The 11878-nt window shown below is 36.6% G+C and carries 13 protein-coding genes; 4 read left to right on the top strand and 9 right to left on the bottom strand.

Features of this window, described 5'->3' with window-relative positions; translation table 11 throughout:
* Nucleotides 1-51: 51 nt before the first annotated feature.
* The 5 genes from DCO46_RS03455 to DCO46_RS03435 form a co-directional block, all read right to left on the bottom strand.
* Nucleotides 52-1053 carry a type I glyceraldehyde-3-phosphate dehydrogenase gene (locus tag DCO46_RS03455; RefSeq protein WP_116751185.1) on the bottom strand — a complete coding sequence of 334 codons (1002 nt, stop codon included), beginning with the start codon at nucleotides 1051-1053 and terminating at the stop codon, nucleotides 52-54.
* Between the two features lie 154 nt (nucleotides 1054-1207).
* Nucleotides 1208-2146, bottom strand: a complete 939-nt coding sequence (locus DCO46_RS03450; protein WP_116751184.1) for a ring-cleaving dioxygenase — start codon at nucleotides 2144-2146, stop codon at nucleotides 1208-1210.
* Between the two features lie 312 nt (nucleotides 2147-2458).
* A complete protein-coding gene (locus DCO46_RS03445; RefSeq protein WP_116751183.1) occupies nucleotides 2459-2809 on the bottom strand; it encodes a hypothetical protein in 351 nt (116 codons plus the stop codon).
* Complete coding sequence (locus DCO46_RS03440; protein WP_116751182.1) at nucleotides 2809-3429, bottom strand: alpha/beta hydrolase; 621 nt, start codon at nucleotides 3427-3429, stop codon at nucleotides 2809-2811. Before DCO46_RS03440 ends, DCO46_RS03445 begins: the two co-directional genes overlap by 1 nt.
* Before the next feature lie 148 nt (nucleotides 3430-3577).
* The gene (locus DCO46_RS03435) at nucleotides 3578-3868 is read right to left on the bottom strand and encodes a GNAT family N-acetyltransferase (protein ID WP_116751181.1); all 291 of its coding nucleotides are present in this window, start codon (nucleotides 3866-3868) and stop codon (nucleotides 3578-3580) included.
* 420 nt (nucleotides 3869-4288) lie between these two features.
* Here DCO46_RS03435 and DCO46_RS03430 point away from each other — a divergent pair, with 420 nt between their 5' ends.
* Nucleotides 4289-4888, top strand: coding sequence for a murein L,D-transpeptidase catalytic domain-containing protein (locus DCO46_RS03430; RefSeq protein ID WP_116751180.1), 600 nt, complete (start codon nucleotides 4289-4291; stop codon nucleotides 4886-4888).
* 96 nt (nucleotides 4889-4984) lie between these two features.
* On the opposite strand, the gene DCO46_RS03425 is transcribed toward DCO46_RS03430, so the two are convergent.
* Together DCO46_RS03425 and DCO46_RS03420 are read right to left on the bottom strand one after the other, a co-directional pair.
* On the bottom strand, nucleotides 4985-5791 hold the full coding sequence (locus tag DCO46_RS03425) for a helix-turn-helix domain-containing protein (protein ID WP_116751179.1): 807 nt from the start codon (nucleotides 5789-5791) through the stop codon (nucleotides 4985-4987).
* A 33-nt stretch (nucleotides 5792-5824) separates the two neighbouring features.
* Complete coding sequence (locus tag DCO46_RS03420) at nucleotides 5825-6820, bottom strand: SDR family NAD(P)-dependent oxidoreductase (RefSeq protein WP_116751178.1); 996 nt, start codon at nucleotides 6818-6820, stop codon at nucleotides 5825-5827.
* A 196-nt stretch (nucleotides 6821-7016) separates the two neighbouring features.
* Here DCO46_RS03420 and DCO46_RS03415 point away from each other — a divergent pair, with 196 nt between their 5' ends.
* From DCO46_RS03415 to DCO46_RS03405, 3 genes are all read left to right on the top strand, one after another.
* Nucleotides 7017-7922 (top strand): LytTR family DNA-binding domain-containing protein, encoded by a 906-nt coding sequence (locus DCO46_RS03415; protein WP_116751177.1) that lies wholly within the window; start codon nucleotides 7017-7019, stop codon nucleotides 7920-7922.
* A 101-nt stretch (nucleotides 7923-8023) separates the two neighbouring features.
* Nucleotides 8024-9175, top strand: a complete 1152-nt coding sequence (locus DCO46_RS03410) for an acyltransferase family protein (RefSeq protein WP_116751176.1) — start codon at nucleotides 8024-8026, stop codon at nucleotides 9173-9175.
* Nucleotides 9176-9369: 194 nt separating this feature from the next.
* Entirely contained in the window at nucleotides 9370-10392 is a 1023-nt protein-coding gene (locus tag DCO46_RS03405) for an LLM class flavin-dependent oxidoreductase (RefSeq protein WP_116751175.1), read from the top strand.
* A gap of 73 nt (nucleotides 10393-10465) precedes the next feature.
* Here the strand turns inward: DCO46_RS03405 and DCO46_RS03400 are convergent, their stop codons facing one another.
* Entirely contained in the window at nucleotides 10466-10912 is a 447-nt protein-coding gene (locus DCO46_RS03400) for a carboxymuconolactone decarboxylase family protein (protein WP_116751174.1), read from the bottom strand.
* Between the two features lie 24 nt (nucleotides 10913-10936).
* On the bottom strand, nucleotides 10937-11695 hold the full coding sequence (locus tag DCO46_RS03395; protein ID WP_116751173.1) for a hypothetical protein: 759 nt from the start codon (nucleotides 11693-11695) through the stop codon (nucleotides 10937-10939).
* Between the last annotated feature and the right edge of the window lie 183 nt (nucleotides 11696-11878).

Below are 11878 nucleotides of genomic sequence, written 5' to 3'. Positions count from 1 at the left end.
AAAAATTAAAAAAGCCATCTAAAAATTAGACAGCTTTTTAAAGAATACTACTTATATTTTTTGAGCAATATATTGGGCAGCTTCAGCAAGTCGGTTGGCAAAGCCCCATTCATTATCATACCATGCAGCTACAGAAAGTAAATTTCCCTGCTTAGTGGTAAGCGGCAGATCGATAATAGAAGAATGCGGATCTGCTACAATTCTGGCAGAACTCCATTGTTCTTCCAAAACATCCAAAACCCCTTTTAACGGGCCTTCTTTTGCTGCTTTTCTGAAAGCGTCATTTACTTCTTCTACCGTACAGTCTTTGGTTGTTACCAAATTCAATTCGGCAATACTTCCTGTTTTGGTTGGCACTCTGTAGGCTTTCCCTGTAATCTTCAAATCACTCCAGATAAACTGCAACGCTTTTGCAGCTCCGGATGATGACGGAATGATATTTTCTGCTGCGGCCCACGAATCGCGTCTGTCTTTCATTGGCTGGTCTGTCAGCGATTGTGTATTGGTGTAGGAGTGAACCGTTGAAAAAAGTCCGTATTCAATTCCGAAATTTTCTTTAATCACTTTTACAACTGCAGCCAGTGCATTTGTAGTACAGCTGCCCATACTAATGATTTTATGGTTTGAAGTATCAAACTGATCCAGATTGATACCTTTTAAAAGTACTGCATCACAATCTTCCAGAGATTTACTTGGTGCACTTACCAAAACGTATTTTGCACCATTATCGATGTGTTTTTGTGCATTATCTCTTGTAGTGGCCCGCCCGGTACAATCTACAACCAGATCAACTCCTAAGGCTTTCCAATCCGGAATTTCCAGCTTAGAATTCTTGTACGGGATTTTTCTGTCTCCAATAATAAAATTTTCATCTGCTGTTTTTACTTCTTCGTGCCATCTTCCGTAATTGGAATCGACACTAAAAAGCGCACCGAGCAAATCAATATCCTGAATGTCAGCAATGACTTCAGGAACAAAAAGATTGTTTTTTAAGGCGATACGAAGAAATTGTCTTCCGATTCGGCCAAATCCGTATAATGCTATTTTTGCCATGATATATTGTTTTATGGATTACTTATTGGTGTGGAATTAAATGCAGCAGATAGAAACATAGAATTAAAACAGTATTTTAAAATACTGACTGTCAATTTATTGTAATAAAAATAGTCAATTTTATGCTTCTATTTGCCGACATCCGTGTTTTTGATTAATTAATTTTAACCAAATGCGCTTCAATAGCCGCTCTTTGAGCTTCGTACTGAGCAGGAAGTTTTAAGTTTAGACCTAATTCTTCTAAGCTTTCATCTACAGTAAATCCAGGATTATCAGTAGCAATTTCAAACAAAACGCCTCCCGGTTCTCTGAAATACAAAGAGTGGAAATATTGTCTGTCTATCTGTGGTGTAATTGACAATCGGTAAGCCTCGATTTTTTCACGGAAGTGCATTAAAATTTCATCATTTTTTACACGGAAGGCAACGTGATGAACAGTTCCATTTGCATTCAGACCGCGTTTTTCATCAGCCAACTCTACCAAATCCACAATTGCGGCGTTTTCGACAGCAGTTGTAGCATAACGGTAACGGTTTACATCCTGGTCAATCAGTTTATAACCAAATATTTCTGTTAAGACTGCGGCAGTTGGTTTGATATCATTTAAAGTCAGCGTAATGTTATGAAAACCTTTAGTAGCCACATCTGCTTTTACCTCATCAGTTTCCCAGCCTTTTCTGTTATCGTCTGTTTTAGATTCGATTAACTCTAATTTTAAACCATCCGGGTCTAAGAAAGTAAGGTATTTTTCGCCGAATTTTTCAGACGGTTTATTGTAAATCACATTGTATTGTTCAAAACGTTTTTGCCAGAACTCAAGACTTCCTTTTGGAACAGAATAGCCAATTTCTGTTGCCATTCCGGAACCTTTTCTTCCTTGCTGGATTCCTTCTCCCCAAGGGAAAAAAGTCAAAATAGTTCCTGCGCTTCCAACCTCATCACCAAAGTAAAAGTGATATGTTCCCGGATCGTCAAAATTTACCGTTTTTTTGATGAAACGCAATCCTAATATGTTTGAATAAAAGTTGAAGTTTCGTTTAGCGTCACCTGCAATTGCAGTAATATGGTGTAAGCCTAAAATTTTATTTTCCATGGTATTGTACTATTAAATTGTTATTGATTTCTTATACAAATTTACTTTAGTTATCGCTCCGGATCGATTAACCTAGATTAAGAAATAAAAGCCTCTTTTGTTATTCGTAAACTAATAACCAAATAATATTCCAACTCTGTTAAGGTGTTGTTTGTGAGTATTTTAATTGGTTTTTCGGTTTTTGCTTTTACGATATATCGCCATTTTATAAATGAAGTCGTTTTATTTAGAATACAGTCCAGACTATTTCCAGATTTTCTAAAGAGCAAATGAATTATTGAGAAATAAAAAAGCCGACAGAATGCCGGCAGTTTATAGTTTTATAAATATTGATTTTCGAAGTTTAGGTTCAATATTTTTTGTTTTGTGTCCTTTTCCCGTGGTATCTTCAACCAACAGAATGGATCCGGTCTCAAATTTTCTTTTTTCTCCTAAAGAAGTTTCGATTTCTACGCCGCCTTCCAGTAAAATAATGTACTGGCGGTCTGGTGCATTGTGAAAATCATAGTCATAAGAAGGTTTAACTTCTCTGAATACTATAGATTTTACAGGTTCATCATCAGATAAAAATCCGATATCACCATTATTTTTCAACGGAACTTCGAAGTCTTCAAAATGACTTTCTCCGCTGGTATCGCTGTAAACCCGGGTTATCTGGATCATTATTTTTTTGTAAAAACAAGCTCGTTAGCTAAATTTATTTCATCCTGACTTATGTTATGTCCCATGTCCGGGTAGATTTTTTTAGTTACGGATGCGCCTAATTTTTTAAGAAGAGCCTCAGATTCATTTACTCTTTCAACAGGAACATGAAAATCAGGATCACTTGTTCCGATGAAAATAGGGGTGTTTTCGAAATTTCCGCTATAATGATTTTCATATACTTTATCGCCGATAAGCCCGCCTGTAAAAGCAACTACGCCTCCGTATTTTGCAGCATTTCGGGCTGTAAATTCTAATGCCAGACAAGCACCCTGTGAAAAACCGAGAAAGTAAATATTCTCTTTTTTGATTCCGTTTTGCTGAATGGCGACAACAACCTGATGAATAGCTTCCAGTGATTTTGAGAAAGAAGGCTCATTTTCGTTAAGTGGAGCTAAAAATGAGTATGGATACCAGGTCCTGTTTTCTGCCTGAGGGGCTATCAGTGCAAATTTATCTACTTTAAGATGTTTGGCAATGGAAAGGATATCGTGAGCGCCCGCACCACGGCCATGAATCATGATTAAAGCTTTTTTAGCCTCGTTTAAAGGCACGCCGTCGGTTAAAATATCGGTATTCATATTGTTATATTTTTAAAATTAGGAAAGGTGAATTTTTTCACGCAGATTTAGCAGATTTAATTTATCGCTTTACAATTTTCAGGTTGTAACCTTTTAATCTATACAATTCTTATAATGCTTATATCTATGGACTGTAAAGATTTTGTAATTATTTTTTCCAGATATCCTGATATTCTTCCGGATGTTTTTTGAATTGTGCGTGAACGTACGGACAAAGCGGTAAAACCATCAAATTATTAGCACGAACATAAGATACCATTTCGTCCAGCATTTTTTTTGCATATCCTTTTCCTTCTGCTTCCGGTTCGACTCCTGTATGATAAACAGTCAGTAAATCTGGTTTAATGCTTACTGTCATTTCACCTTGTTTTTTATCATCAGCATAAAGATTAAAAGCGCCGTGTTTCTTTTCGTCTAATTCTAGTTTTATGGTTTCCATATTTTTAATTTTTTTATTTGGTTAAATATTTAATTTCTTCATACTCGATTATATCTAATTTTAATTTAGCAGACATTATCAAATCACTTGTACAAAATTAGAGAAGTAACCAGGATCAGTTGATTAATCTAGATTAAGAAAAAAACAATCCATTATCCTCTGTCATCAATTTAAAAGCATTTCAGTTGCTAATTGCAAAAGAATAAAGATACGACAGTGAGATGTTTTTGTCGCTTTCAGAAAAATAATTAGTCATAAAATGCATGTTTTCAAATATTTATACTATATTTAACACATGAACATGGGAATTGTGTAAAATTTGTTTATAATTTTGCAACATCAAAAAGAGAAATACAAGACAATATCTGTTTTTGATAAGCAATCCCAAATCTGCTGTTAAACTAAATTTTATTGTTGCATATGAGAATATTTTTTATGGCACTGCTTTTTTCTTTAAGTTCTTTTGGTACTTTCAAAACGGACAAAAAAGAAATTTTAACTGAAATTGAATTCGCAAGACTTACAGATCATGTAAGTGAAATCAAATCGTTTACTTCTTCAAACCGCGGGTATAGCAAAAAAATAGCTTTTCTTGTGGATATGAAAATCAAATCAGGTAAAAACCGTTTTTTTGTTTATGACCTTGAGAATGAAAAAATAATAGATCAGGGGCTTGTTGCACACGGCTCAGGATCGGAAACAGGAATAAAAGGCGATATTCTGCAGTTCAGCAATGAACCAAATTCCAACTGTTCTTCACTAGGACGCTATTGTATAGAAAAATCATATAATGGTGTTTTTGGAAAAGCTTTCAGGCTTAATGGCCTGGACCAGACTAATAACAATGCCATGAAAAGAGCTATTGTTCTGCATCGTTATAAGGAAGTTCCTGATGAAGAGAAAGAGTATTATATCATCAATAGCCACGGCTGCCCAATGGTAAGTGACGTATTTTTCAAGAGACTTGAAAAAGTGATCGATAGTTCAGATGCCAAGATAATGCTTTACATGTATTACTAGTTACGACAAAACAATAGATAAAAATAAAAAAAAGAGCGATATCGCTCTTTTTTTTTTAGTCTCGTTTCAGTTTTTATTGTTTTACTTATTTGAACCTCATTTGCTTACGGCAGTTGGCGGATAACCAAACTGCTTTTTAAACGCATAAGAAAAATGCGATAGATTTTCAAACCCGATCTCATAATAAATATCTGCCGGTTTTTTATCCTTTTCAGATAGCTGGTAATGTGCTGATTCCAGTCTTTTCAGCGTAAGCCAGCGCTGTGGTGTGGTTTGGAAAGCCTTGTAAAAATCCCTTTTGAAAGTGGTCAGGCTCCGTCCGGTTAAATACCCAAACTTTTCCAGTGGCATATTGAACATAAAGTTTTTCTGCATGAAAGCCACCAGATCGATTTTGCCGGGATCCTCAAAGTTGGCCAATACGGAGTCTATATCCGGATCGATAGTACTAAGTATGGAGATGGCTTCCGTAATTTTTAGCGAAGCGATATTTTCCGGAAAATTATCCTGTATTTCAAAATAGGGAATCAGTGATGCCAGACAGCTTTCTAATAACGGATGCTTATGAAAACTGAAAATTTTTGAGGGAACAACCGTACCAGTTTTTGCATTTTGGTGATGATAGAATTCCCGGAGCCTTTTTGCCGACAGGTGCATGGCTACTGCTTTGTGCGGCAATCCGTCCTTTTTTGTATTAATGATGGTGGCCAACTGGTTTCGGGGGATAAGGAAAGTACTTCCAGCCCCAAAAACAAAACGCTCGTCGGCCTGAATAATTTTCGTTTCCCCCGAAATCAGCCACACCAGCAAATGGTCGCTAAAAGCTGCTTCGGTCTTAAACAACTTTCCGGTGTAACAGGAAAGTTTAAGTTCCGGGCTGATATAATTTACCTGATAATCCATAAAAGTTGTGTTGTTATTGTAAAGCTACAAATATTAACTGATATCGAAGTTTATAGCTGTCATCTGCTCGCTCAGTTGCCACAATTTCTTTGCACTGGCCTGATCTAAGGAATAAGGTTTAATGCCTCCAATAAGCGATACATCTGCGACTAAAGAAGCAACATCTGCATTTTCACAATAAACACCGCCAATAGTGTTAAGCAATTCGCTTGTGGCTGCCCAGACTGTTGTGGCTGCTCCCTGTGGAATGGTTTTTAATGAGGCCGCTACTTCTGGCAATATATTACCCTCAGCATCACTGTAACCCAGTTTGTGAAACAGGTCAACTGGGGCCTCGCGTGATAATTCCGTTTCGCCAACTGCACCCGGGCATAACGAATAGCTGCGCACATTAAAGGCTTTGGCACGGGTGTCCAGTTCTACTGAAAAAAGATTCACCGCTGTTTTAGATTGCCCATATCCCTTTAGGGTTTCATACTCCCGATGCAGGAAATTCGGGTCTTCAAAATCAAAATCTGAAAATTGATGACCGCCCGAAGATACATTGACAACTCTGGCTCCATCTGCTTTTTTTAATGCTGTCCATAATCGGGCTGTGAGCTGAAACATCGCCAGGTAATTGGTGGCCAATTGCGATTCATACCCTCTATGATCCCTTCTTAACGGCACCCACATAATTCCTGCATTGTTAATGAGCAGATGCAGCGGCCTGCCCGAATCCAGAAACTTTTGAGCAAAAGCATCAACGGAATCTGGCTGCATCAGATCCATTTTTTCTATTTCTACATTAGCAATGCCTTTCAGATTTCTTTTCGCCTTATAAACATCCCTTGCCGGTACGATCACTACTGCGCCTGCCAGTGATAATGTTTTAACGGTTTCCAGCCCGATGCCGGTGTTTCCGCCCGTTACAATGGCAATTTTTCCTGTAAGGTCTATTCCTTTTATGACTTCGCTTGCTGCAGACTTCGCGTTAAATCCGGAACCTGTAGTTCTCTGTAACGCTCCCTGATAATTGTTCTGTTCCATTTTTTTAAATTTAAGTTGTTTTTACTGAGACAAAAATAGGGCGTCTGAATCACAGCTACTTTGTTTAAAAGTCCGAATATACTTTGTTCAGACGGCTGTATTTCATCAGTTGCCAGTAATCTGCAAGACTGTAAAACGGTATAAAAAATCAAACACTGCTTTTTTTCGTATTTTTGGTACTAAACAAACTTTGATCATGAGATTTTATATTAATAAAGAACATTTAGTTAAGGAAATTGATTATCCTAACCGATATCGGTCTCAAAATCTCATCAAAAGTTCAGTGGTTGTATTTCTTGTCGCTCTGATGTTTCTTTTATTGTTCAGGCCATTTGGAGTTTATGATCCGGAACTTAAAATGCACTATTTGTTCATTTGTTTTTTTCACGCTTTTGCTCCGGCATTAATCCTGTTGGCTTATTTTGGCGGCTTGAATCATTTCAGAAAAACAATCCGTAAAGTCAAATGGAATCTGATTGAAGAATATATTCAGATCGGAATAGTATTAGTCTTAATTGGTATATCAAGTTTTCTGATGCGTGATTTACTTTATAATAATCCGAACAACTGGTCATGGAATTATTTTTTTGAAGAAATAAGAAATTGTTTTGTGGCAGGTATCTTTTTTTATTTTTTTATAAGGATAGCCGGCTTTTATTTTGAATCAAAGAAAGGATCTCCATTTGTGCTTCAATTTATTCCTTTATCAGTTGAACCTGAAAAGGTAACCTTAAAATCAAATCTCTTTATCAGTACACAGGTCAGACAAGATGATTTTAGTCTGGAAATAGATCAGTTGCTTTTTGTAAAAGCGGATGGCAATTATATCGAATTAACAAAATTGAATAATAGTCAAATTACCACAGAAGTAAAGAGAATTTCCTTAACTCAATTTGAAACTCAGATAAAAGATTATCCACACCTTTTTAGATGCCACAGAACCTATTTGGTAAATATGTTTAAAATTGAAAAGGTATCTGGAAACTCACAAGGTTATTTATTGTCATTTAATGAAACGGATTTAAAGATCCCGGTTTCAAGAAAGCAAATCGATAATTTTAATCACTATTACCAGGAGCTTCGCAGTAAATACATTGCCTAAATTTGTTGTTCGTCACAAAAGCTAGTTATCAGTAACAACCCTCACTTTGACGGTGTTTTGTTGTTGTATGTTTGCCATCAATAACACAAAAACAATTTATTATGTCAACTGCAACTGCTGCCACGAATGGGGATTTACGTCCTGACAAATTATTATATATTGACAACATCAAAGTTCTTTTGACCATATTGGTCGTGCTTCACCACACTTTAATTGCATACAGTTCTTCCGAAGGCTGGTATTATAATGAAGAAACCCGTTTTTTAGGGGCGCGTATTCTTATGACGGTATTGATCAGTATAAATCAGTCTTTCTTTATGGGGTATTTCTTTCTCTTGGCTGCCTATTTTACCAATTCTTCTTATTCCGCAAAAGGTGCTTTAAACTTTATTAAAGGCCGGTTAATTCGATTAGGAATTCCTTTAATATTCTACTCCTTTATTCTTACGCCATTCATTTGTTATTTGGTTTACTATTTTGCAAAAGAGCATCACATTTCTTATTTTGACTATTTAAGCGGATATGACAGCTGGATTGACTTAGGAGTTACTTGGTTTGTAGCTGCGCTTTTACTTTTTACATTTTTTTATGTAGCGATTAGAAAAACATTCAGGATCAGTTTCAACAAACCTCTGGCAGTACCAACTCCGGGTAAAATATTATTATTTGCAGCCGGACTGGGAATTATTAGTTTCCTGATTAGAATTATTTTTCCTGTTGGATGGATTCTTGAACCAGTCGGATTTCAACTTGGGCATTTTCCACAATATATTGCCCTGTTTGTTATTGGATTACTGGCAGCAAAAAACAACTGGTTTGACCAGCTTTCTGAAAGAACAGGCAAAATGCTCAAAAGATCAGCATGGTTATGTTTATTACTTTTTCCGGTATTTTTTATCATAAGATTTAAATTAAATACGCCTTCTTCATGGTTTTGCGGCGGTTTTCACTGGCAGGCATTACTATATGCAGTGTGGGAGCAATGGATTGGAATTTCTATAATTACAACATTGCTGATTAAAGGAAGAATAAAATGGAATAGTACTTCAAAACTTCTAACGAAAGTATCCCGCAGTAGTTTTGCGGTTTACATTTTTCATCCTCTGGTGATTGTTGTGATTACTTTGTTTGCAGGAAACTGGGCTATTGATCCTGCAATAAAATTTTTGGTGGTTGCGACATTGGTCGTATTGGGCAGCTTTGTATTCGGATCAATTATTTTACTGATTCCGGGAATTAAGAAAGTTTTATAACTGCAAATACCCCCAATTCTGTATCATAAGAGTGACTAAAAAGGGAAGTACATAATTTTCAGGTACTTTTTAAAAGGACAAAAGTATTGCCGTAGTTTTTAGTTTAAATGAAGGTGTTCTTAATTTATTGTAATAACTTTAACGGATGTATTTTTTGTACATTTTTAGAATTGTAAATAATAATAATGCTATCTATGAAAAAAATAGGATTTTTATCGTTTGGGCATTGGGCCAATCATCCTTCTTATAAAGCCCGTACGGCAAGCGATACGCTTCTTCAGTCCATTGATTTGGCTGTTGCTGCAGAAGAAATCGGCTTAGATGGTGCTTATTTCCGGGTACATCATTTTGCACGACAGCTGGCTTCACCTTTTCCGTTACTTTCGGCAATTGGTGCCAAAACGAGCAAAATAGAAATCGGAACCGGGGTTATCGATATGCGGTATGAAAACCCATTATATATGGTAGAAGATGCCAGCGCTGCAGACTTAATTTCAGAAGGCCGTTTACAGTTAGGTATCAGCAGGGGATCACCGGAACAGGTCATTGACGGCTGGCGCGCTTTTGGTTATGAACCTGCAGAAGGGGAAACAGATGCCGATATGGGGCGTAAAAAAGCTTTGGAATTTTTGGAAAGATTAAATGGTGAAGGATTTGCTGAGCCAAACCCAAATCCAATGTTTCCAAATCCGCCAGGTTTATTGCGTCTGGAACCGCATTCTGAAGGATTAAGAGAACGGATCTGGTGGGGAGCTGCCTCTAATGCTACTGCTGTTTGGGCGGCCGAAAATGGAATGCATTTGCAAAGTTCTACCCTGAAGTATGATGAAAACGGTAAACCTTTCCATGTCCAGCAGGCAGAACAAATCAGGTTATATAAAGAGGCCTGGAAAAAAGCCGGACATCAGCATGAACCAAGGGTTTCTGTAAGCCGTTCGATTTTTGCACTGGTTACAGAACAGGATCGGTACTATTTTGGAGAACAGGGAAAAGGTGCCGACAGTTTTGGTTATATCGAAAGTGATAAGCGGGCAATCTTTGGAAAAAGTTATGCAGCCGAGCCGGAAAAACTCATTGCAGACTTAGCACAGGATGAAGCTATTCAGGAAGCCGATACGTTACTATTGACAATCCCGAATACTCTGGGTGTCGATTATAATGTACATATACTTTCGTCTATATTAAAATACATTGCCCCGGAATTAGGCTGGCGTTGATTTTTTGAACAAATAGAAATAAAGCTCTCTTTTTAAGGGAGCTTTTATTTTTAGATGACAGAAAAAACCGAAATCACTGTTCAAAAAGATTTATTTTAAGAGAAACACCAATTCTGTTCCATCCGTTTATGTTGGCTATTGCCATAATTAGTCTTAAGGTTTTCTCTTTGCCAAAAGTATCCAGCGTGGCATTATAGATTTCGCTGCTTAGCCCGTGGCCGGATATGGTGGTGATTTCTTCTAATAAAGTCAAAATAAGCTGTTCCTCTCTGCTGAACCATTTTTTGGCTTGTCTCCAGGTATTCAGCATCGAAATTCGTTTAGGGTCTTCGCCATTGTTTATTGCATCATCTGTATGTATCTGTATACAAAAATCACAATTATTAATCTGCGAAGCTCTGATTTTTATAAGTCCCTGTTGTACTTTGTCGACGCCTGAATTTGAAACAAAGAGATCGAGCTGACTTAATATTTTATAGGAATCCGGAATAAAACTTTTAAAATCTAGTGTACTTAACATCGTATCTTAATTAAAATGTTTATATTAAAATTTGGAATATTTATTCAATCTTCTTGCCGAGGTTACTATGTGCTCCAAATTATCCCAGTGCTCTGCAATTTTTCCGTTCTCAAGCCGGAACAGGTTATAAAATGAGGTGTGTTTATAATGATGATAACCTTCGCTCATTGCCAATACAAAGTTGCCTTCACCTAGAATTTGATGAATTGCCTGGTATTTTGTTTTCTTTCCATGTTCAGCCCATCTGCGTAAAACATCAAGAACAGATCTGACATCATCCGAGAGCTTTGGATTATGCTGGATATATTTATTTTTGTTAAAATAGGAAAGTATGTTATAGGTATTTTCATTAAAGAATACATCTGTAATATAGCTTCTTACAATAAGCTTGTTTGCCCTGGAGTTTTGTGTTTCTTCAATTTCGGTTGTACCGTCAATCATGCTTCTGCCACTGGGATTTACAGGTTCTTTTTCCTGATAATTGTCCCAATGCTCTATAATCTGATCTTCCTGAAACCGAAAAACATCAAATCCGATATATTCATCATCGTCAGTAAATTCGCTGTGTGCAAAAACATAATCCCCATCCTGAAAAATACGTTTTACATTTCGTTTGGTATAGACGGATCGGGACGTTAGGTTTTCGATAAAATGTCCTTTGTTTCCAAGAGTATATTGGTTATGGTCTTTAAAGTCAGGGTGCAGGTGATCAGCAAAATTTTTATCGGTAGTTTCATTAAACAACAGCAGGTCTTTTACCAGCTGCTTTCTTATGTAGTTCATATAACTTGTATTTTATTTGTATGTAAGCACAGAAACCTGATTTTAAATAGTACAGCATCTTCTTTGCTTTTGGTATTGCAAAATTATTATGCATGAAAACCTGAATTGTAGACCAGGAAATATTTAATAAGTAGTCCAGTTTTATTATATTTGAAGTTTATCATCAAATACTCAACTGACTTC

Origin of the sequence: Flavobacterium sp. HTF (genome assembly GCF_003105115.1) — a bacterium.
Classification (GTDB): Bacteria; Bacteroidota; Bacteroidia; order Flavobacteriales; family Flavobacteriaceae; genus Flavobacterium.
This window is presented reverse-complemented; position numbering and strand designations above follow the sequence as displayed.

What these genes read in the sequence shown, in the direction of transcription:
- DCO46_RS03425 (WP_116751179.1), bottom strand. Translation starts at nt 5,791, where the DNA reads ATGGATTATCAGGTAAATTATATCAGCCCGGAACTTAAACTTTCCTGT.
- DCO46_RS03420 (WP_116751178.1), bottom strand. Translation starts at nt 6,820, where the DNA reads ATGGAACAGAACAATTATCAGGGAGCGTTACAGAGAACTACAGGTTCC.
- DCO46_RS03455 (WP_116751185.1), bottom strand. Translation starts at nt 1,053, where the DNA reads ATGGCAAAAATAGCATTATACGGATTTGGCCGAATCGGAAGACAATTT.
- DCO46_RS03450 (WP_116751184.1), bottom strand. Translation starts at nt 2,146, where the DNA reads ATGGAAAATAAAATTTTAGGCTTACACCATATTACTGCAATTGCAGGT.
- DCO46_RS03400 (WP_116751174.1), bottom strand. Translation starts at nt 10,912, where the DNA reads ATGTTAAGTACACTAGATTTTAAAAGTTTTATTCCGGATTCCTATAAA.
- DCO46_RS03445 (WP_116751183.1), bottom strand. Translation starts at nt 2,809, where the DNA reads ATGATCCAGATAACCCGGGTTTACAGCGATACCAGCGGAGAAAGTCAT.
- DCO46_RS03415 (WP_116751177.1), top strand. Translation starts at nt 7,017, where the DNA reads ATGAGATTTTATATTAATAAAGAACATTTAGTTAAGGAAATTGATTAT.
- DCO46_RS03405 (WP_116751175.1), top strand. Translation starts at nt 9,370, where the DNA reads ATGAAAAAAATAGGATTTTTATCGTTTGGGCATTGGGCCAATCATCCT.
- DCO46_RS03410 (WP_116751176.1), top strand. Translation starts at nt 8,024, where the DNA reads ATGTCAACTGCAACTGCTGCCACGAATGGGGATTTACGTCCTGACAAA.
- DCO46_RS03430 (WP_116751180.1), top strand. Translation starts at nt 4,289, where the DNA reads ATGAGAATATTTTTTATGGCACTGCTTTTTTCTTTAAGTTCTTTTGGT.
- DCO46_RS03395 (WP_116751173.1), bottom strand. Translation starts at nt 11,695, where the DNA reads ATGAACTACATAAGAAAGCAGCTGGTAAAAGACCTGCTGTTGTTTAAT.
- DCO46_RS03440 (WP_116751182.1), bottom strand. Translation starts at nt 3,429, where the DNA reads ATGAATACCGATATTTTAACCGACGGCGTGCCTTTAAACGAGGCTAAA.
- DCO46_RS03435 (WP_116751181.1), bottom strand. Translation starts at nt 3,868, where the DNA reads ATGGAAACCATAAAACTAGAATTAGACGAAAAGAAACACGGCGCTTTT.